Genomic DNA, 20639 nt, shown 5'->3' on the forward strand with positions numbered 1-20639 from the left:
TGGTTACGGCTGTTTCATCGCACCATGCATGAACAGATCTACGATTTCGATTGCCAGATCACGTGGACTGATATAGCCGCTGCGGGTATCTTCGCGATTGCCAAGCATGAGCATGGCGGAAAAAGCCTGGGCCATTAACAACGCATTGCCCTCGCGAAGTTCTCCAGACTGCATCGAAGCTTGGATATGCTCAGCAAGAACTTGATGAATGCGCTGCTCTGCCTCGCGGATGGCTTGCATCTGTTCCTCGGACAGGAAGGGCTCGGCTTCCCGCATCATAGTCTCCATTTCTGCATGAGGCTTTGCGATTTTGGCTTCAGCAACGCGGATTAATCCAGCTTCAAGCGTATCAGCTTCGTGGAGAAATCGGCGAGTGGAGTCATATGCCTTATGAAGTATGGTGGTAACCGCTATTTTAAACAGCTCGGGTTTGCTTGTGAAATGATAGTAGATGGATGCCTTCGTTACTTGGCAAGCTTTGGCGATCTGTTGTAAGGATACAGATTCATAACCATTCTCCATGAACAACATGGAGGCGGTCCAAAGTATGGTTTCCTGGACAGGCGTCTGGTCAGCTGTTGCTTTGGGACGTCCAGGATTTCGGGGGTTGCGTATTTTTGTCATGATGACCTCCTGTCTATAGTGTAAGACATGTATCATGGATTTTCAAAATAAACATTGATAATTAACCTTCCGGTATATATAATAAATTTGCTTCTGAAATATTCTCGGTTTAGAGATAGCTGATTAACGATATCGTCAAGATGGAATGGAGTGAATGTACATATGCATGAATCAGGACCGAACTTTGGCAAATGGGTGGCAGGTACAAGAACGAAGTGGGTCACGCTCGGGGTTTGGGTACTGGTAGCACTCGTGCTCAATCTGGCATGGCCAGCTGTCGGCGAGTATGAGAATAATAATGCGCCTAATCTGAGGGAGGATGTTCCGTCTGTGGTTGCCGAAGCGCTGGCAGACAAGGAGTTCCCCGGCAATGCAGGCGTTCCAGCCTTAATTGTCTGGCATAAACAGAGCGGATTATCCGATGATGATCTTGGTCAATTACAAGCGCTATCGGCAGACTTGGAAGCAAGCCCTATACCCTATCAACAGTTTGTTGTACCGTTTCATCAACTACCGCTGCAAGCCTTGAGAGCCGAACTGTCTGAAGATCAGAGCACGCTTGTGATGCCTGTGTTCTTCGAAGAGGATCGGGATACGGAATTGCTGGAAGAAGGAATGAGTGAGCTTCAGACGCGAACGGAGTCCTTAATGGGAGCTGATCCGTTTCAAACCGCTATAAATAGTGAGGATCAGTTAAGTGCGCGCGTTACTGGACCGGTCGGAATCTCGATTGATGCCACGGGACTGTTCGCTGACGCGGATGTGTCGCTCATGATTGCCACCGTATTGCTTGTCCTGATCTTACTGCTGTTGATCTATCGTTCTCCGATTTTGGCACTAATCCCGCTTGTAGGAGTTGGATTTGCTTATATGGTGACAAGCCCAATTCTGGGTATGATGGCTAAAGAAGGCTGGATCACGGTGGATTCGCAAGCGATCGCGATCATGACCGTCTTGTTATTCGGGGCGGGGACGGATTATTGTCTGTTTCTCATCTCCAGATTCCGTCAGTTGTTATGGCATGAGCCCGATAAGCGAAAAGCACTGTTCCGCGCGATAACGACTTCCTCTGGTGCAATCGCCATGAGTGGCTTCACGGTTGTATTATCGTTGTTCGCCTTGTTGTTGGCTCAGTATGGAGCCTATCAACGATTCGCGGTACCATTCAGTCTGTCTATTCTGATTATGTTCATTGCCAGCCTGACACTTGTGCCAGCTATACTGGCGATTATTGGACGGGGCTCATTCTACCCGTTCATTCCAAGAACGCAAGATATGGAAGCATCGCGTGCGAAGAAAAAAGGAAAGCCGGTACCTGCGCCGCGCAAGGAGAAGGAGAGCTGGATTGGTCGATTGGTCATAACCAAGCCGTGGACGGTCGTGCTGGTTGCATTGGTCTTGTTAGGCGGCCTTGCAACGTTCTCATCACAGATCAAATTCACGTACGACCTGCTCTCATCTTTCCCGGAGGATGTGCCATCACGCGAAGGATTTAAGCTTATTGGCGAACAGTTCTCCGAAGGAGAGCTGGCACCTGTCCGAGTTATGGTTGATAGCGATGGGAAGTCATTGGATTTGGCAGATCGACTCGCCTCTCTGGAGTACGTAGATGTTGTATCCGAGCCGCAAACCGGTGCGGTGAACAATCGAATTATCAGTTACGAGATTGAGCTTGCTATGAATCCATACTCCATGGAAGCGATGCAGCACATTCCGGACTTAAAAGCTGTTGCTGCTGCATCGCTTGAAGTCGCAGGGGTCGCCAATCCGGATGAAGCCGTGTGGATTAGCGGCCAGACGGCAATGCAATACGATACAGAACTGGCTGGCGAGCATGATGCCAGACTGATCATCCCGGTTGTTATCGGTCTGATCACGATCTTGCTGCTTGTATACTTAAGGTCGATCGTTGCTACTGTCTATCTGATCGCCACCGTCATCTTATCTTATTTCTCCGCGCTCGGCTTGGGTTGGATTATCATTCATCATGGTCTTGGCGCGGATGCGATTCAAGGGGCAATCCCGTTGTACTCCTTCGTATTCCTTGTTGCATTAGGCGAAGATACAACATCTTCATGATCTCTAGCATATGGCAGAAGCGGAAGCAGATGCCGCTCTTGCAAGCAATTAAAGAAGGCGTCGGAGAGACCAGTTCGGTCATTACCTCGGCGGGACTCATACTTGCAGGAACGTTCGCGGTACTCGCGACGCTCCCCATTCAGGTATTGGTTCAGTTCGGTATTATAACGGCAATCGGCGTCATGCTAGATACATTTATCGTGAGACCTTTTCTCGTACCGGCCATAACAACCTTGCTGGGCAAATGGGCTTTCTGGCCAGGCAAGCCTTTACTGGTTGTTGAAGATAAACCAACGTCTGGCTTAAAGAGCGAGCTTTAAATTTCATATACGGAAGAGACCTTAAATATGACCAACCACCTGTGATTTTTTATCCTATCATGTTCGACGCACGGGTGGTTTTCATTTTTTTTGATATAAGAGCCATTCCTTAAATGATCTTTAGGTTGTCTTCATTTGTCCTTAAGGTTCGAGACCTATACTAAGGATGTCACAATAGGTGATGGAAGGGGCAACGCACATGAATAAGAAGAACAAAATGAGTATGTGGTCTATTGGACTCGGAAGCGCGTTTATGATGATGATGCTGGCTAGTCACGAGGATACGCAGAATGGACATGTACCTGCTAGTCATATAGCAAGCAAGGCCATTAGCACGTCAAGTGTATCGCTGCAAGCCGGTTACGAGGGTTTACAAGCTTCCCATCAACTGACACCGGAGATGATTCAACAACTGCTATCGATTGTAACCGAAACATAAGTTTCATCCCAAGATACGTAAAAAATTTAAGTTGAAGGTCAGTCCATGAGTTATTCGGGCTGGCCTTTTATCGGTGTCTTCATCCGGCATTTTCGTAAAAATCATACCTGACATCTAAAATTCAACCCATACCATAAATTTCTAATTGGACCGATAATTGTGGCAATATAACTGGAATGTTACTCTTCATGTCATGCATTGCGGCATCTTTAAGCATGATGGACAGAAGCCTTCCAGAGAAAGAAGGTGAATTGATTACAGCACTAAATTGCAAACGCTTACTTATGAAAGGAGTTACGGATTCTGAAGACTAGCGTGCATGTGAAGGGTTGTACTGAATCTTGTTGGTAAAAAAAGGAGGTAACATTCTTGAACTTGAAACAGGTTGTCTCATCCATTTCTATTCTGGCTATCGTGCTCGGGCTATATTCGGCTAACCCCAAACCGTCAGAAGCGGCAGATGTCGAGATTACAGCGGCGAATTCAACCATTTTTGGACCAAACGTATACGTATTTGATCCAACCACACCGACAGCCGAAATCAATAACATTACAAGCACGGTCTACAATCAGATGGAGTCAAATGAATTCAGCAGCAATCGCTACGCATTTCTGTTCAAGCCGGGGACGTATAACGTGAATTTTAACGTTGGTTTTTATACGCATGTTGCAGGACTCGGTCAAAATCCATCAGCGGTCAATATTACCGGAGGGTTGAATGTCAATGCAGATTGGGATAACGGGAATGCCACCCGTAACTTCTGGCGTACCATCGAGAACTTGACCATTACGCCTTCCAGCGGGAAAACGCAAATTGCAGTATCTCAAGCAGCTCCGCTTCGCCGTCTTCACGTCAAAGGAGAACTGGATTTGTTCGATTTCGATAACAACTGGAATGCTGGCTGGGCCAGCGGGGGATTCCTGGCGGATTCCATTGTTGATGGAATCGTAGTGCCGGCATCGCAGCAACAGTGGTTCTCTCGTAACAGCTCGTGGGCAAATTGGAACAATGGGGTATGGAATATGGTGTTTGTAGGAAGCAACAATACACCGACAGGTCAATTCCCGGATCCACCTTACACCGTAGTAGACCGGACACCTGTGATTAGAGAGAAACCGTACCTGTACGTTAATCAGGCTGGACAATATCAGGTATTCGTCCCATCGCTTCAAACGAATACCAAAGGCGTGAGCTGGGCTAACGGCTCTACGCCTGGACAGTCGATTTCCATCGATCAATTCTACATCGCACAGCCGGGCACGGCGACGGCGTCAAGTATTAACAATGCACTAAGTCAAGGCAAGCACCTGTTGTTTACACCTGGCAACTATCATCTGAATGATACGATACGTGTCAACAATCCGAATACCGTCGTGCTTGGAATCGGTCTTCCGACGATCATCCCGGACAATGGAAAAGTAGCCATGTCCGTAGCGGATGTGGATGGGGTGAAGATTGCCGGTATAGTACTTGATGCAGGACCGTTGGAATCTCCGGTAATGCTGGAGATCGGACCGTCTGGAAGTAACGGCTCTCATGCAGCCAATCCTACATCGTTGCATGACATTACCGTTAGAACCGGAGGAGCCACCAACGGCAAGTATGATAAGGGGATCGTGATTAACAGTCACAACGTGATTGGGGATCACTTCTGGATCTGGCGTGCGGATCACGGGGCAGGTGCAGGCTGGAACAGCAATGTCTCCAAGAACGGTCTGGTTGTAAACGGTAATAACGTAACGTTATATGGTTTGTTTAATGAACATCATAATGAATACCAAACGGTATGGAACGGTAATGGCGGTCGGTTGTATTTTTACCAATCGGAAATTCCATACGATGTGCCGAATCAGCAGTCCTGGATGAGCAATAATGGGAGTGTCAACGGATTTGCTTCGTATAAAGTAGCGGATCATGTGACCAATCATGAGGCTTGGGGGCTGGGTGTGTATTCATTTTTCAGAGATGCTCCAGTAAAGCTCCAAAGTGCAATCGAAGTGCCGAATGCTACAGGAGTGAAGATTCATCATGCTACCACGATCTGGCTAAACGGAACACCGGGCAGTGAGATTACGCATGTGATCAACAATACAGGTGGCAGAGTGTATGCCAACTCACCTGCGGAAGCGATGCGGCAAACCGTAGTCGAATTCAGCGGGAATGGCAGCGGTCCCGGGGATACGGTTGCCCCCACGGTCCCGGGCAATGTCACAGCTACAGCCGTCAGCAGCAGTCAAATTAATCTCAGTTGGTCTGCAGCTACGGATAATGTGGGCGTAACCGGATACGATATATATCGTAATGGAACGTTAACGGGCAGTTCAACCCAAACCTCGTATGCAGATACCGGATTAACGGCTGCAACGACGTATAGCTATACCGTGAGAGCAAGAGATGCGGCGGGCAATGTATCCGGATTCAGTAACGCAGCAACTGCGATTACGGCTCCCGGCAGCGGCGGTGGAGGTGCGGCACTGGATCGTACGGGTTGGACTGCGACATCCTCTCCCGCAAGTGCAGATGCACCTGCCCAGATGTTGGACGGCAATCTGTCAACACGCTGGAGTTCCGGGACAGCGATGGTCCCGGGACAGTATGTAATCATTGATATGAACGCTGCCAAGAGCTTTAATCGAATCGTTATGGATTCTACGGGGAGTAACAATGATTATGCTCGTGGATATGAGGTCTACGTATCTCAGGATGGAGCGAATTGGGGAAATGCAATCACTAGCGGGAATGGCAGCGGACCGGTTGTGACCGCGAACGTAGGGAATCAACATGCAAGGTATATCAAGATCGTTCAGACCGGCACAGCCTCAAGCTGGTGGTCTATTTCGGAATTGAATGTTTATGGCACGGAGAACAGTGGAGGTGGTGCTGTACTCGATCGGACATCATGGACCGCATCCTCTAACCCTACAAGCGGAGATGCGCCCGCCAACTTGTTGGATGGAGATATGGCGACACGCTGGAGTACCGGTACACCCATGGCTCCAGGTCAGTACTTGATCATTGATATGAAGAGCGTAAAGAACTTCAGCAAAATCGTTATGGATTCTACGGGCAGTAACGATGATTACGCACGCGGTTATGAAGTTTATGTATCGAATGACGGTGTGAGTTGGGGGAATGCGATCACGAGCGGTACGGGTAATGCCCCCGTTGTCACCGTTAATTTCAACGGACAACAAGCACGGTTCATCAAAGTTGTGCAGACCGGCACCGTTTCGAATTGGTGGTCCGTACGGGAGTTCAATGTCTATCAGTAAAAAATAAATAGCGTGAATTAAAGCCATGATTCCATTTGAGGGTCATGGCTTTGATTTTGCGTTCTATTTGTGATTGATACTACGCCAGGTTGCATCGAGATTAGCGGAGATATGCTCTATAATAGGCTTACTATAGAAATAGCCGCTATGGGAGAGTGGGTTCCAGCTCTTGAGCCAGTTCCCGACATTCACAGCCACGTCTTTGTGAACCGCCTGCGCATAGGCATGATTGATACCCTTGAGAGGATAACCGAGAATATCGTCTTGATCATAGAAGTTAACCCATTCGCCAAGAAGCTGGTTATGGTAGTCTTGCAGATATGGGGAAGGCACCTGAATTGGTTTGTCGAAATCGCGATATCGTAAGCTCCAGAGGGGTAACGTAGTACCCAAAGAATAGAATAGCGTCAATAGTTCACCACGCTCGAGTGGGGAAGTCGGATCCGTAATGAGACGATGACCACGAGATGAGAATTGCAGGTCGTAGAAGTAGTTGCTGGCGATGACACTTCCAAGACTGTGTGAGATGACACATAAGGGGGCTTGAGGTCCAGCTGTGAGCGTCAACCTGTTTAACGCTGCACTGATCGTGAGATGAACCGCTTCATAATTCTGTTCAACTGATTCAACGGGTTGATAGGCCACGGCGTCGGCCAGGTTTTGAATGACGTATTGTCTTAGCCGGCGATATCGAAGCTGATAAGGTTCAATCGTGTTGCGTATGAGCTCATCTTCACGCGGTGCAAAGACGTCTGCCCAGTGTACGGCCTCGATGGCTAATTGCGATGGTGGAATACCGGAGATTTGCGAGAACGTCTCGTATAACTTTTTCATGAACTTATCCGCATAATTCTTCTTCTGTCTTCCCAATCCGTGTATAATAATTACTGCAATTTTTTGCTCCATGTCACTGCAGCCCCCTTCATCGGAAATGGAATGAACGGATACTTCATATCTATATATAAGCGTCATTTACTTATAATGTAAATAGGTTGAAGTTGAAGTAGTTAAATCAAGGAGTCGAGTAGCTCTTTCGAGTCATTTCGAAAGTTGTCCATAATCGATACAATATAGAGATACGCTTTGGTTTATCATATGATTGAGAGATTGATTTTAAAATCAGGAATTGGAGGCAGGTTATGTCCTATAAACAAATGAAATGGTTGATACTTGTCATTCCAACTTTAACGATAGGCATCTGGGAATATGTTCGTCATGAGTTTCTGTTGTCTTATATATCGATGGATTTGGGTAATTTACTAGCCCCGGTCATTGTATTTCTCGTATCCATCTTGTTCTTGACACAATTATTCGCGCTGATTGAGCGCAACCAGGAAGAATTGAATGAAGCAAGAGCGATGCAAGCTGCCATGCAGGAGCGTGAACGAATCGGACGAGAGCTTCATGACGGCATTGCTCAATCCTTGTTCCTCCTCAGCGCGCAGATCGACCGAATCGAGAAGATCGATCGGAATGATACGGCATTCCAGGATATAAAAGAGAGCATCCATCGAACGAACTCGTATGTCAGGGGAGCGATCGCGAATCTGCGGCAGCCTGCTGATCCCGGAGCGATACCTTGGATGCACAGCATGAACAGCTTAATCATGGAATTAAAACAGGAAACGGATTTGCAATTTAATATCGAGTGGGAAATACCTGATGCGATGCTGTCGGACAAAGAGAAGGTCGAACTACTTGCTTCGATCCGTGAGTCGTTGTTGAACATTCACAAACACGCAGAGGCCAGTAAGGTTGATATTCTCGCTCGGGCGACTCGTACAGGCTGGGAATGCCATGTACGTGATGACGGGAAAGGGTTCTCTCAAGATAAGCTATTGAAGGCTACGAATCATTATGGAATCAAGATTATGCGAGACCGGGCGAAGCATATGGGATGGAACTTTGACATCGAACGTTTCAATGAGAACACGATTATTAGCATACAGAAGGAGAATGGTCGATGAGAAGTCAGCCTTTTCGAGTGCTCATTATTGATGATAGTGATCTGGCCAGAGAAGGGATTCGAACAATCCTCGCCAGTGATCCGACTTTCGAGGTGGTGGCAGAGGGACAGTGTGGGGAAGAGGCGGTTGAACTGACCGGGACTTGGATGCCCGATATTATACTGATGGATATTCAGATGCCTGGCATTGGAGGGTTGGAAGCAACGAAACGGGTGAAGGATAATTTCCCGTATGTCAAAATTGTGATGGTGACGGTGTCTGACGACATTACTCATCTATTTGATGCTCTGAAGAGGGGGGCTCAAGGCTATCTGTTGAAGCATTTGAATCCGGAGTCCTGGCACGAGTATTTGAGAGCCATTGCCGTGGACGAAGCTCCGATGAACCGCGAGTTAGCGTTTCGTATTTTGAAGGAGTTCTCGACGGGAGAGCAGACGAATACAACTGAAAGCCCGTTAACGACAAGAGAACGGGAAATTCTCGGATTGGTGGCTGAAGGCCTGTCCAACCGGGATATTTCTCTCCGATTAAGAATTTCAGAGAACACGGTTAAGAATCACCTGAAAAATATATTGCAGAAGCTTCATTTGGAGAACCGTGTTCAGCTTACCCGTTATGCGTATGAGCAGGGTTGGATGGGCAAGTGGTAGCAAGAAGGGGGTGTCACGCAAGATCATATGATCTTACGTGACACCCCTTTAAGCTAATACGGGTAACGATAACTTAATGTACTTGATGGAGGAAATGAAGTAGAATGATATGCTATGATTGTAATAATCTGGTGTTGAAATTAAGGGAGGGATGATCACGATGAGTAATCAACATAATGATTGGATGCGTATTGCGGTTGAGGAAGCTTATCAGAATGTACAGCATGTAGAGGGTGGACCTTTTGGAGCCATTGTGGTCAAAGACGGTAAAGTGATTGGGCGGGGCCGTAATCTGGTTACGGCGCTGAATGATCCCACAGCACACGCTGAGGTTCAAGCTATACGGCAGGCATGTGCGCATATCGGGGACTTTCAGCTTAAAGGATGCGTGATTTATACGAGCTGTGAACCTTGTCCCATGTGTCTCGGGGCGATTTATTGGTCCAGACCTGACGCCGTTTATTATGCGAGCACGAAGAGGGATGCGGCCGAGATTGGCTTTGATGATCATTTTATATATGATGAGATACAACTGCCGATGGAGCAGCGTTCCATTCCGATGATACAAATCCAGATTGCGGATTCCTTGCTTCCATTTCAAGCATGGCAATCAGCGGACCGTAAAATAGAATATTAAAAATTTGAAACCAGGGCCCCTGCACCTTCGTTGTGCGTAAGATGTTATCCGGTGGAAATGCAACGTGAATATGGTACACCAATACAGCAAGAAATTCCGGATTAGATGCATTGAAGCGACAAGTAAAGATTTGAATTATTGACGATTCGAGCAAGCCTTAGAAGCGATTCTAAGGCTTGTTTTTTTGTGTATCGATGGGATGAAAGTGGATGATTAGGTTGCCGCGACACCCACATGTCAATCCACTCGATCTCTCCGATACTCGAGTGGTGACATGCCGTTAAGTTGACGGAACAACTTCGAGAAATAATGGATCGAAGAGAAGCCGTACTTCTCGGCAATCTCCGTGATGCTGATATCCGTATTGCGCAGATCATCCTTGGCCCGGTTGAGTCTGAACTGGTTGATATATTGTGTGGGAGGTAAGCCCGTCGATTTTTTGAACAACTCGAAAAAATAACCTCTGCTGATTCGAAGTTCTTCGTAATATGATTCTAATGGCCGCAGCTTGCCGTGCAGGAGATCCTGATCCAATCGCTCTAGAAGCTTGTTCATCCTGCGATCGGGAATAAACTCATCTTTTAATGCGAATGTAAGAAAATATTCAATGAATTGCAGGAATTGACTTTGGATCTTTACGCTGCGCATATAGGTATGCTCATTCTCAAATTGGTTCCCGGTGTAAAACTTCTCAAAGTGATCGCTCCACACCTTTACCTTCTCTACTCTCATCATTTCGGGTATGGTGTAGGGAAAAGTGGGACCTATAAATGAAGGACTCAACTGAGATGCATCATAGCAAATGACGCTGGGATGATCGGATAATGCCCGTCGATCGACATATGCCCAGTCAAAATAACAGCAAGCATGAACCATGGGGTCTTGACTGTCCGCTAACCAATCGTGAGGCTGACCGGCCGGGATATATACAAGGGAACCTGGATCGGTATGGTACGAACGGCCGCAGGTGCGGATCATGCCTTTACCCTCTGTTATTAAGTATAACGATGACGAATAACAGTGGCGGTTAATATTGCTTTGACCTTTGGAAAATGGGTATCGAGTGGCATAAAGTACGTAGGGATGGAAGATGGCAAAATCCACGTATCTGGTTTCACATCCTTCAGTAAAGATTTTGTTTCATATTCGTATGACGATTGTACAAAACCCTGACGTTTATGTAAATACAGTGACAGAGACGATTGCTATACTAACACTGAATTCATTTCAGGCAAGAGGAGGGAACTGATATGTTAGACAGCAAGTATCTGTTGACAGATGAACAAATCATGCAATTTATCACCAAGGGATATGTGGTGCTTCACAACGAATTGCCAGATCAGCTTCATGGTAGCGTCAGGAACAAAATCCATGGTGTCTTGCACGAAGAAGGAAATCCCGGCAACAACATTCTTCCCCGTGTTCCCGAGATTCAGCAGTTCTTCGAAACCCCCGTCGTAAAGGGTGCATTAACCAGCGTGCTCGGGGCGGATTACTATATGCATCCGCATCGACATTGCCATTATAATCAGCCGGGAGATCAACTCCCGGGAGGCGGGCAATGGCACAAAGACGGTTACTGGTCCAGTATGCGGAGCCACCGTCCATGGTGGGCGATGATTTTTTATTACATGCAGGATATCACCGAGGAAATGGGACCGACCGCCATTATGCCCGGCACCTCCTATTACGAGAAGTTCATCGGTAATCAGGGTGAGACGCTGCTGCCAACGGGCAAAGCGGGAACGATGGTTCTGGTGCATTTTGATCTATGGCATAAAGCCTCGCTCAACGTATCTGACCTGGATCGTTATATGTTGAAGTTTCAGTTCGTCAGATTACGTGCACCCGAATATCCGAGTTGGAATCATCAAGTCCAAGAGATGAAGATTCCGTCGGGAGCTCCTTATGCGCATTTGAATGTGTGGAGGGACATATGGAACTGGATGCGCGGTGAATCGGCTCATGGTGAGCCGGGTACAGCGGTTGATGAATCCCAGATAGGGCAATTGGTACAAGATCTTAAATCCGACGACGAGTCTATTCGTGCCACGGCAGCAGACCAAGCCGGGGTGTTAGGTGAATCAGTTGCAATATTGGCACCTGAGCTGAGTCGATTGTTGAATGATAAGGAACCGGTAGCCTTGAATGCCGTCTATGCACTCAGTCAATTGGGTTCTGCTGGAATCGATGAATTGTTTCGTCACATCTCTGAGGGGACAACGCAAATCGCGGAAAGATCGGCTTACGGACTGCAAGGTGCCGGTGCAAGAGCCATCCCAGGGCTGCTTACGTTACTGGAACACGCCAACGAGAAGCGTAGAGCATTGGCTGCTTTCGTGCTGGGCTCAATCGTTCCTTCGACTCCTGAGGTGGTGTCCGCATTGATTGCCTGCTTGCAGGATCAAAGTGAATGGGTAAGGCGAAATGCAATCGAAGCACTGGGCATGATCGGGAATGAGGATGGCGATGTATGTCCGGCTTTGGCACAGGTATTGGAAGATTCGTTACGTGAAGAGTCAGAAGGAACAATTGGATCAGATGGAGTGGACGTGAGCCAGCAGGGCTATATCCTGAATAAGCTAGGATATACTGCGACATTGTCATTACTTCGTACCGTAAGGGACCAGGATGTTCCCATCGTTATCCGTTCCTTGGAGCAGGCTCTCCATAGCGAGGACCGTTATGTGAGGGCATATGCCTTCGAAACGCTTACTCATCTGCGGACTCCCGAAGCAATTGATGTCTTGATTCGATATTATCGATCCGCCAGATGGTGTCCGGACACAACGAAGGTGAGCACATTCTAACGCTCTAAGTATGACTACCCACAAGGTAAAAAAGAAAGATGTGAGTCTAATAGACCACATCTTTTTTTGCTTAGCAGAGCCATATGTCATCTTGTTAGTCAAAAACTGGCTGCTTGATTTACGACTATTGGTTTTTTTGCAGATATTGCTCCAGCGTCAGATTTTGTTTCGTAATTTCTCCGGCAATGTAGACACCTACATAACGGACATGCCAAGGTTCGTAAGAATAGCCGGTTAATTTCTCCTGACCTTTTCCATAACGGATAATAAACCCGTATTTCGGGGCGTTGGCTTTCAGCCATTTGCCTTCCTTGGTATTTCCGAAGCTTTGCTCCAGCGCATAACCCACGGAAGCACTGGAGATATCCATGCTCAATCCGGTCTGATGCTCGCTTTGTCCCGGACGTGCGCTTGTTTTGTTAGCGACAGCCGCACCCTTGATACTGGCGTTGCGTTCGAATATGGCTTTTTGCGTCGCGTAGGATCGAAAGCCCGAAACGGCTTTGAGATCGATTCCGTCTTTTTTGGCGGCTGCGAACAGTTTTTCAAGAGCATTTGCTGCAATTTTTTTCATTTGTTTTTTGGGACTGGGTCCCGAGAAGCTGAATGGAATACGGGGCACGACCAAATCTTGCGGCACATAATGGAAGGCAGGTTTCTCTGTTTGTTGACGAGCACAACCGTGCTTGATAGATTGGTGACCGTAGTAACTCCATTAATATACTTCAGCGTCCGGTTGGGAGCGTTGTTTTCCAAAAACTTAGTGAACGATAAGCTGGAAGAAGATGCAGCGGCAGCTTCAACCTGTCCGATGCCGGATCCATTTAGGATACCGGAAAAGGCTACGCTTGTGACAATTGAACCTATAATGACAGCAGGTATGATGGATTTGATGAATTTATGATGCATATGAAGTCCCTCCTCGTTAGCTACTCTCTGAGTATATACGAGGGTTATATCGATAGAATCTCTGACTTGTTTCTGACTTGTAAACAAAATAAATAAAAAATAGAATAGATGGAATCTAATGAGTACCGGCCCTCTAGAATTCATCGGAATAATCAAGGGGGTATCCAAATGTCTATGTCTATTCTACTTCACAGATCGGGACCCGCCTCATGTTAGTTCGGCATTTTGATACCGAAGTATGTGTAAAGTGCATTTGCATACTCCTGTGAATTGACAGGCTTAAAGGTATGGACGCCGTGGCTCTTGTAAATCCGGAACTCATCATCATCCACGGTGTTGCGACCGTCTGCAGTGCGAATCGATACCCGGGCTGTCTTGTTAAAGGGAGATTCCGGAGCAAATTCACACCAGAAGGAAGTGGTGATGAAATCTTGTGGCAGGTTGGGTTCTTGGGTGAAAGAGAAAACCGGTTCCCAAGCTTCTTTCTTCCATTCTTCAAGCATCCACCCATATGCTTCGGTCTGTATAAGCCGGAACGTTTCGTTACCTTGTACCTGCTCCAATCCATCGACTAACTCTAGCGGCTGACGAGGACCGGCTCCACCAACTCCAACATCAGCGATGTACTGCTGATCTCCGATATCTACTAAAAGAATGTGATGCCGCCGTTTGGCCGGGGTATCGGTCTCGTCCCGCCAGAAACGCCCGAAATAATGGGTGACTTTAAAACCAAGCTCCTGAAGCAGCCATCCGAATAAGGCGTTCAATTCGAAGCAGTATCCTCCGCGGTGCTGGGTTACAATCTTATTGTACAGGTGGGGAATATCTAGTGAAAGCGGTACATGGTTGATGATATCCAGATTCTCATAAGGAACGGTATGTACATGTTGTTCCTGTAGTCTTGCAAGCATATAAGCACTATTCACAATTGGACCTGTGTATCCAATCCGTTCAAGATATGGGTTAACGTCCAGATTGTTGATCGGGTTACTCATTCAATCACCGCTTCTTTCGGAATTAGTCGGCTTACTAGATGATAGCCATATTAATTATATACTTTATATCATATAATAGTGCTTTCCAATAGAGAAGTCGTAGGAGGAGGCAAGAGGATACATGCCGCTGGATAAGTCTGTTCTTCGAGCTACAGCTAAGGCAATCACCCATATTCCCGAACACTTTCAATTGGTGATGGAGGACAATACATCTACTGGATTAGATGAAACAACAAGAAAGTTCATCTGGGAAGACCCCGAGGATGAATATCATGGAATTGAAATCTCATTATGCCTGGATACGGGACAATTGATGGAATTGGATATTCATCAAGAACAAGACATGTTGATAGTAAGCAGTGACCCTGAGATAGAGCGCGCAATAGAAGTATCTAAAGGGTACATGGTAGAACATCACCCTGATTATCGTGCGTTGACCTCGGTTTATGCGGAGGTTAGGCGAGGATACTATTATGTACAGTTTAGAGTCGAAGTTGGCGGACTTCCTCTCCCGCATACAGGTTGTGAAGTGAAGCTAGACCGCTTGTTGCGTGTGGTGCGGTATCGTGTGGAGGAATCTCGTGGTTTAAAGCTGCCTACATGGCCTGCACAGATCGTTAATGCTCAGACTTCTAGGCAAAGAATCGTTAAAGATCTGCACATGCAGTTGATCATTACGACCCTTGAGCCAACCCTATATGAAATGAGAGAGACGAATCCACAGCATCACTTGGTCTATGAGCCCGTTCAGGGGCGTCGGGTGATTGATGCGATTACAGGTGAGCCTCTTTACGGCTTGGAGCATGATTTAGTTCCACCAAGTTATCCTATTATTCGTATGCAAGAGGACAACCGAAAGGTTGCGTTGATTGATCGGAACAACATGCTTAATAAGTGTCCAGATGTAGGTAACGATTTGATCGGCTTCTGGGAAGGGTGTCTGGGTATTGATACGGAGCGCTATGTTATGGATGAGCCGAAGGAAGACGAAGAGTATCTGATTTTACTGTATTTCGACACATGGGACGTTGGGGACACTCAAGATCATCCCCAAGCTGATCCCTTATCCGTTGATGGTTACATAGACAGAACATGGCCAATGCTCGTCGGAATCTCAATGCTGCCTATATGATCCAAATCGATAAATTGACAGGAAGAGTGGAGAGTTATCATAATAACCGAACGGATCAGGAAGGTAAAGTAACATATACTCGGGAGCAGTGCTGGAACCGAGCGGAAGTGTTTTTGCAGCGAGTGTTCCCGGAATATGCGGAGTATCTACAGTTAGAAGTTGAACGTACAGTAATGGATGCACACGAAGAGGAACTGGAAGAGACAGAGCTAAATGATCGGGAATGGTTCTTCTTACCGCTCTTTATTGATCAATACCGCGTGAAGTTAGAGCGAGCATCGATCATTGTATGCAAGATTACGGGTGAAGTGCTTCTTTACCGAGGAGTTTCCATGGAGCTAATCCGTGAACTGAAGGCATGCCGCTTTGAAGTAGTGATTTCTTCTGAAGAAGCATTGAGTAGGTATGTCGATCAGCTAGAGGTTGACTTAAAGTGGTTCTATGACGATCGTACGCGAAGCTATCGCTTGATCTTTGACCCGATCCTTACGCCAAAAGAGACAAAGGTGGCGCATGAGACTCAGAGGACATTAGAGTATATTGATGCGAAGAGTGGAGAGTTGATTTGGTGCAGGACATAGTAGATACCGCTTCATCTCATCGCCACAAGTCCCTCATAAGGACTTGCAGGTCGAGAATGGTGGCGATTTAGCGCCACAAGTCCCTCATAAGGACTTGTAGCATCACAGCACAAAAAAAGGTGTCCCCGCAGCCAATTAAACTGGCAGTAGGGACATCCTTTTTTTAGAAACAGTTAACCGCAAGTACAGTTCAGTACCGGCTTGCGGGCGGCGGTAGTCTCATCCAAACGCTTCACTACGGTGGTGTAGGGAGCGTTGATAACCAGTTGCGGATCGGTTTCAGCTTCCTTCGCGATTTGAATCATCGTATCGATGAAGCCGTCGAGGGTTTCTTTGCTTTCGGTTTCCGTTGGCTCGATCATGATGCATTCTTCCACGTTCAGCGGGAAGTAAATGGTTGGCGGATGATAACCGAAATCGAGTAAGCGTTTGGCGACGTCGAGCGTGCGGACCCCGTATTCCTTCAGCTTGCGACCAGAGAGTACGAATTCGTGCTTGCACAGACCCGGATAAGCAACTTCGTAATAAGGCGCCAGGCGGTGCATCATATAGTTGGCGTTCAGCACAGCGAGTTCAGATACTCGGCGCAAGCCATCCGGACCATAGGTACGGATGTACGTATAAGCGCGAACCAGAATACCGAAGTTGCCATAGAACGCCTTCACGCGACCAATGGATTGCGGACGGTCATAATCCCAATAGAATGTACCGTCTTCGCGCTTGGAGACGATCGGCTTCGGCAGGAAAGGCACGAGCAGGCTTTTGACACCAACCGGACCGGCACCAGGACCGCCGCCGCCATGCGGTGTGCTCATTGTCTTGTGTAAATTAAGATGCACAACATCGAAGCCCATGTCTCCCGGACGGGTGATCCCCATGATCGCATTGGAGTTCGCTCCATCGTAATAGAGCAATCCGCCCGCTTCGTGGACGATCTCAGCAATCTCAACGATTTGCTCTTCGAACAAACCGAGCGTGCTCGGATTCGTTAACATCAAGGCAGCGGTATCGTCACCGACAACCGCGCGCAGGGCATCCAGATCGACCATGCCGCGCTCGTTGGATTTGATCGTTATGGTGTCATAGCCAGCTACTGTAGCACTCGCCGGGTTGGTACCATGGGAGGAATCCGGGACGATCACCTTGGTACGTTTCTCTCCACGACTCTCGTGGTAGGCGCGGATTAACATCAGTCCCGTCCATTCCCCATGGGCGCCTGCTGCAGGTTGAAGCGTGACTTGATCCATGCCGGTGAGGGCTGCTAGATCGTTCTGCAAGGTATAGAGCATCTCCATCGCGCCTTGAATGCTCTCCTCGGGCTGGTATGGATGAATCTTGGCAAAGCCGGCAAAACGGGCAACATCCTCATTAATCTTCGGATTGTACTTCATCGTACAGGAACCGAGCGGATAGAAGCCGTTATCGATGCCGAAGTTGCGTCTGGATAATTCCGTGTAGTGACGGATCACGTCGACTTCATATACTTCCGGCAGTTCAGCCGGTTTGCTGCGAAGCAGACCTTCAGGAATGAGCGACCCTAGGTCCACTTCAGGAACGTCACATTCTGGCAAAGAGTAGGCGACACGGCCGGGCTTACTGAGTTCAAAGATGAGTGCTTTTTCCGGTTTCATATCGCGATCGCCTCCAATTCGTTGATAAACTGATCGATTTCTTCCTTCGTCCGCCGTTCCGTCACGGCTATGAGCATGCAGCCTTGCAGCTCGGGATAGGCAGATCCAAGATCATATCCGCCAATGTATCCGGCAGCGAGCAGTTTCTGGTTGACGGCTTTCATATCGGTTCCTTCCGGCAATTGCACGACAAATTCATTGAAGAACGGGGCACTGAATGGAAGGGAAAGGGCACCTTGAGATACCTGCTCAGCAGCATAATGTGACTTGCGTACATTCAGAAGTCCGGCTTCCTGCATACCTGCCTTACCCAGGGTCGACATGTAGACAGAGGCGCAGAGGGCCAGCAGCGCCTGGTTTGAACAAATATTCGAAGTTGCTTTCTCCCGGCGGATATGCTGCTCGCGCGCTTGCAGCGTGAGAACGAATCCGCGTTTACCGTCCTGATCGACGGTCTGGCCAACAATACGACCAGGAATTCGGCGCATAAGCGCCTCAGATACCGCAAAGAAACCGCAAGTTGGCCCGCCCAGTGAGGCAGGAATACCGAGGGGCTGGGCATCCCCAACAACGATATCGGCCCCCAGCACTCCCGGAGATTCCAACAAGCCAAGCGAGAGCGGGTTGACACTCATAACGAGTAATGCTTTTTGTCCATGAACGAGTGGCTCGATCGATTTGACGTCCTCAATGCAACCGAAAAAGTTTGGCGATTGAATTAAGACGGCCGCCGTATCGTCCGAGATCGCTGCTGACAGCGCTTCCTGATCGGTAACACCATCTATGCAGCCCACCTCCACGACTTCAAGACCGAGGCCATGTGCCGAAGTGAGAACGATTTCTCTGGCTTCCGGATGCACGGCGCGAGATACTACAATCTTCTTGCGCTTAGTGGCGCCACTTGCCAGCGCCGCGGCCTCGGCCAGTGCTGTCGATCCGTCATACATACTGGCGTTGGCTACCTTCATCCCGGTCAGTTCGCATATATACGACTGGAATTCGAAGATCGCTTGAAGTTCGCCTTGGCTAATTTCGGGCTGGTAAGGCGTGTAGGCCGTATAGAATTCAGAACGGGAAATAACATGATTAATGACGACCGGGATATGATGATCGTACAGACCGGCGCCCAGAAAGCTAGCATAACGTTCGAAATCGGCGTTACGGTCCGCCAAACTGCGCATATGCTTCAGCAATTCCGGCTCTCCAAGACGTGTAGACATCGGAAGGACGCCGTCATAACGAACGGCTGCTGGAATGTCATCGAATAATTCCTCGATAGTTTCAGCACCGACTGCTGACAGCATTTCGGCCTGATCTTGCTCGGTCATCGGCAAGTAGCGATGCTTCATGTTAAGGCAGCTCCTCTTTTGTAAAATGGGGTCTTCACAACGATGGCTTTCAGTTGTTTGCCACGAATTTCAACCCAAACTTCGGTATCTAATGCAGCGTAGGAGGTTTCGATCAGGGCCAGCCCCAGATTCCGCTTAAGCGACGGAGACTGCGTTCCGCTAGTCACTTCGCCGATAGTCGCGCCTGCTTCGTTGTGAACCGTGTAGTGGGAACGCGGAATTCCTCGGTCTATCAACTCGATTCCTACGAGCTTGCGGGGAACGCCATCCGTTTTCTGCTTCTGCAAAGCGTCACGTCCGATGAAGTCACCTTTATCCAGCTTCACAAAAAATCCAAGACTTGCTTCCAGCGGCGAAATCGTGCTGGACAGCTCTTGGCCGTAAAGCGGCAGTTTCGCTTCGAAGCGAAGCGTATCGCGCGCGCCAAGACCTGTCGGCACCAGTCCATGGGGTGCACCAACAGCAAGCAGGCCTTTCCATATGGCCGCCGCGTCTTCGGCGGAGCAATAGATCTCAAAACCATCTTCTCCGGTGTAACCGGTGCGGGATAACAGGGCGGCAGAACCGCATACTTGGGCTTGTTGAATGAAGTGAAAGGAAGGTAATTCGTGAAGGTTCTCGGGTGTGACGGCGGACAATATCGCCATTGCTGCGGGTCCTTGAAGTGCAATCAGTGCAGTTTCTGCCGAAACGTTCTGAATGCTGACATCACCGGCAAGGTGCTGCTGGAGCCACTCCAAGTCCTTGTCAATGTTGGAGGCGTTCACGACCAGCATGTATTGTTCGTTAGCCAGCTTATAGACGAGGAGGTCGTCTATCGTTCCGCCATTCTCATAGCACATCAGCGTATACTGCGCTTGACCGCTCTGCAATTTGGTGACATCGTTCGTCGTCATCCGCTGGATGAACGACTCGGCATCAGTTCCTGTAACGATGAATTCACCCATATGAGACACATCGAACAGTCCCGCTTGCTTACGAACGGCATAATGCTCTTGTACGATACCAGTGAATTGTACCGGCAAATCCCAACCACCAAAATTGATGCAGCGCGCGGAAGGAAAATCCGCATACAGAGGGTATAGCGGTGTACGTTGTAATGAACTCATCTCTTCACCTCGTTAAGGGGATGTATTGTTTGGAGAGCATCAAAAAAGGACAGACAGAAGACCTGCCAAGCGGTGCTCAAATAAGCACGTGCTCGCATCATGGTCGTTCTGCTCTGTCCTTTGTACCTGAGAGT

General features: G+C 48.1%; 17 protein-coding genes and 1 pseudogene. 9 read left to right on the plus strand and 9 right to left on the minus strand.

Features of this window, described 5'->3' with window-relative positions; all coding sequences use genetic code 11:
- Positions 1-3: 3 nt before the first annotated feature.
- Positions 4-624 carry a TetR/AcrR family transcriptional regulator gene (locus JCM10914_RS19870; protein ID WP_023963999.1) on the minus strand — a complete coding sequence of 207 codons (621 nt, stop codon included), beginning with the start codon at positions 622-624 and terminating at the stop codon, positions 4-6.
- A gap of 162 nt (positions 625-786) precedes the next feature.
- Here JCM10914_RS19870 and JCM10914_RS19875 point away from each other — a divergent pair.
- From JCM10914_RS19875 to JCM10914_RS19885, 3 genes and pseudogenes are all read left to right on the plus strand, one after another.
- Positions 787-3023: pseudogene (locus JCM10914_RS19875) on the plus strand (MMPL family transporter).
- 199 nt (positions 3024-3222) lie between these two features.
- Positions 3223-3462 carry a hypothetical protein gene (locus tag JCM10914_RS19880; protein WP_036719200.1) on the plus strand — a complete coding sequence of 80 codons (240 nt, stop codon included), beginning with the start codon at positions 3223-3225 and terminating at the stop codon, positions 3460-3462.
- 369 nt (positions 3463-3831) lie between these two features.
- Entirely contained in the window at positions 3832-6735 is a 2904-nt protein-coding gene (locus JCM10914_RS19885; RefSeq protein WP_023964003.1) for a discoidin domain-containing protein, read from the plus strand.
- Between the two features lie 63 nt (positions 6736-6798).
- Here JCM10914_RS19885 and JCM10914_RS19890 read toward each other — a convergent pair whose 3' ends face one another.
- A complete protein-coding gene (locus JCM10914_RS19890; RefSeq protein ID WP_023964004.1) occupies positions 6799-7641 on the minus strand; it encodes a hypothetical protein in 843 nt (280 codons plus the stop codon).
- Positions 7642-7874: 233 nt separating this feature from the next.
- Between JCM10914_RS19890 and JCM10914_RS19895 the strand changes: the two genes are divergently transcribed.
- The 3 genes from JCM10914_RS19895 (at position 7875) to JCM10914_RS19905 (ending at position 9989) form a co-directional block, all read left to right on the plus strand.
- Entirely contained in the window at positions 7875-8702 is an 828-nt protein-coding gene (locus tag JCM10914_RS19895; RefSeq protein WP_023964005.1) for a sensor histidine kinase, read from the plus strand.
- A complete protein-coding gene (locus JCM10914_RS19900; RefSeq protein WP_023964006.1) occupies positions 8699-9352 on the plus strand; it encodes a response regulator transcription factor in 654 nt (217 codons plus the stop codon). Before JCM10914_RS19895 ends, JCM10914_RS19900 begins: the two co-directional genes overlap by 4 nt.
- Positions 9353-9512: 160 nt before the next feature.
- A complete protein-coding gene (locus JCM10914_RS19905; RefSeq protein ID WP_023964007.1) occupies positions 9513-9989 on the plus strand; it encodes a nucleoside deaminase in 477 nt (158 codons plus the stop codon).
- 237 nt (positions 9990-10226) lie between these two features.
- On the opposite strand, the gene JCM10914_RS19910 is transcribed toward JCM10914_RS19905, so the two are convergent.
- Positions 10227-11093, minus strand: coding sequence for an AraC family transcriptional regulator (locus tag JCM10914_RS19910; protein ID WP_036719176.1), 867 nt, complete (start codon positions 11091-11093; stop codon positions 10227-10229).
- 146 nt (positions 11094-11239) lie between these two features.
- Between JCM10914_RS19910 and JCM10914_RS19915 the strand changes: the two genes are divergently transcribed.
- On the plus strand, positions 11240-12799 hold the full coding sequence (locus JCM10914_RS19915; RefSeq protein ID WP_023964010.1) for a HEAT repeat domain-containing protein: 1560 nt from the start codon (positions 11240-11242) through the stop codon (positions 12797-12799).
- A gap of 124 nt (positions 12800-12923) precedes the next feature.
- Here the strand turns inward: JCM10914_RS19915 and JCM10914_RS30725 are convergent, their stop codons facing one another.
- The 3 genes from JCM10914_RS30725 to JCM10914_RS19925 form a co-directional block, all read right to left on the minus strand.
- Complete coding sequence (locus JCM10914_RS30725; RefSeq protein ID WP_023964011.1) at positions 12924-13373, minus strand: D-alanyl-D-alanine carboxypeptidase family protein; 450 nt, start codon at positions 13371-13373, stop codon at positions 12924-12926.
- Complete coding sequence (locus JCM10914_RS30730) at positions 13370-13708, minus strand: hypothetical protein (RefSeq protein ID WP_231638714.1); 339 nt, start codon at positions 13706-13708, stop codon at positions 13370-13372. Before JCM10914_RS30730 ends, JCM10914_RS30725 begins: the two co-directional genes overlap by 4 nt.
- A 212-nt stretch (positions 13709-13920) precedes the next feature.
- Entirely contained in the window at positions 13921-14703 is a 783-nt protein-coding gene (locus JCM10914_RS19925; RefSeq protein WP_023964012.1) for an arylamine N-acetyltransferase, read from the minus strand.
- Between the two features lie 121 nt (positions 14704-14824).
- Here JCM10914_RS19925 and JCM10914_RS30735 point away from each other — a divergent pair, with 121 nt between their 5' ends.
- Both JCM10914_RS30735 and JCM10914_RS30740 read left to right on the plus strand, forming a co-directional pair.
- Positions 14825-15835 carry a YcdB/YcdC domain-containing protein gene (locus tag JCM10914_RS30735; protein ID WP_023964013.1) on the plus strand — a complete coding sequence of 337 codons (1011 nt, stop codon included), beginning with the start codon at positions 14825-14827 and terminating at the stop codon, positions 15833-15835.
- Between the two features lie 26 nt (positions 15836-15861).
- A complete protein-coding gene (locus tag JCM10914_RS30740; RefSeq protein ID WP_231638715.1) occupies positions 15862-16416 on the plus strand; it encodes a hypothetical protein in 555 nt (184 codons plus the stop codon).
- Positions 16417-16589: 173 nt separating this feature from the next.
- On the opposite strand, the gene gcvPB is transcribed toward JCM10914_RS30740, so the two are convergent.
- Genes gcvPB through gcvT form a run of 3 tightly spaced genes read right to left on the minus strand, consistent with a single transcriptional unit; the run spans position 16590 to position 20505 of the window.
- Positions 16590-18047, minus strand: coding sequence for an aminomethyl-transferring glycine dehydrogenase subunit GcvPB (gcvPB, locus tag JCM10914_RS19935; RefSeq protein ID WP_023964015.1), 1458 nt, complete (start codon positions 18045-18047; stop codon positions 16590-16592).
- On the minus strand, positions 18044-19396 hold the full coding sequence (gcvPA, locus tag JCM10914_RS19940) for an aminomethyl-transferring glycine dehydrogenase subunit GcvPA (protein WP_023964016.1): 1353 nt from the start codon (positions 19394-19396) through the stop codon (positions 18044-18046). The genes gcvPB and gcvPA overlap by 4 nt, the downstream gene beginning before the upstream one ends.
- Entirely contained in the window at positions 19393-20505 is a 1113-nt protein-coding gene (gene gcvT / locus JCM10914_RS19945; protein WP_023964017.1) for a glycine cleavage system aminomethyltransferase GcvT, read from the minus strand. Before gcvT ends, gcvPA begins: the two co-directional genes overlap by 4 nt.
- Positions 20506-20639 lie beyond the last annotated feature (134 nt).

It is taken from the genome of Paenibacillus sp. JCM 10914 (assembly GCF_001315105.1).
In the GTDB taxonomy this organism is placed as follows: Bacteria; Bacillota; Bacilli; order Paenibacillales; family Paenibacillaceae; genus Paenibacillus_AQ.

What these genes read in the sequence shown, in the direction of transcription:
- JCM10914_RS19870 (WP_023963999.1), bottom strand. Translation starts at nt 624, where the DNA reads ATGACAAAAATACGCAACCCCCGAAATCCTGGACGTCCCAAAGCAACA.
- JCM10914_RS19880 (WP_036719200.1), top strand. Translation starts at nt 3,223, where the DNA reads ATGAATAAGAAGAACAAAATGAGTATGTGGTCTATTGGACTCGGAAGC.
- JCM10914_RS19890 (WP_023964004.1), bottom strand. Translation starts at nt 7,641, where the DNA reads ATGGAGCAAAAAATTGCAGTAATTATTATACACGGATTGGGAAGACAG.
- JCM10914_RS19895 (WP_023964005.1), top strand. Translation starts at nt 7,875, where the DNA reads ATGTCCTATAAACAAATGAAATGGTTGATACTTGTCATTCCAACTTTA.
- JCM10914_RS19900 (WP_023964006.1), top strand. Translation starts at nt 8,699, where the DNA reads ATGAGAAGTCAGCCTTTTCGAGTGCTCATTATTGATGATAGTGATCTG.
- JCM10914_RS19905 (WP_023964007.1), top strand. Translation starts at nt 9,513, where the DNA reads ATGAGTAATCAACATAATGATTGGATGCGTATTGCGGTTGAGGAAGCT.
- JCM10914_RS19915 (WP_023964010.1), top strand. Translation starts at nt 11,240, where the DNA reads ATGTTAGACAGCAAGTATCTGTTGACAGATGAACAAATCATGCAATTT.
- JCM10914_RS30725 (WP_023964011.1), bottom strand. Translation starts at nt 13,373, where the DNA reads ATGAAAAAAATTGCAGCAAATGCTCTTGAAAAACTGTTCGCAGCCGCC.
- JCM10914_RS30730 (WP_231638714.1), bottom strand. Translation starts at nt 13,708, where the DNA reads ATGCATCATAAATTCATCAAATCCATCATACCTGCTGTCATTATAGGT.
- JCM10914_RS19925 (WP_023964012.1), bottom strand. Translation starts at nt 14,703, where the DNA reads ATGAGTAACCCGATCAACAATCTGGACGTTAACCCATATCTTGAACGG.
- JCM10914_RS30735 (WP_023964013.1), top strand. Translation starts at nt 14,825, where the DNA reads ATGCCGCTGGATAAGTCTGTTCTTCGAGCTACAGCTAAGGCAATCACC.
- gcvPB (WP_023964015.1), bottom strand. Translation starts at nt 18,047, where the DNA reads ATGAAACCGGAAAAAGCACTCATCTTTGAACTCAGTAAGCCCGGCCGT.
- gcvPA (WP_023964016.1), bottom strand. Translation starts at nt 19,396, where the DNA reads ATGAAGCATCGCTACTTGCCGATGACCGAGCAAGATCAGGCCGAAATG.
- gcvT (WP_023964017.1), bottom strand. Translation starts at nt 20,505, where the DNA reads ATGAGTTCATTACAACGTACACCGCTATACCCTCTGTATGCGGATTTT.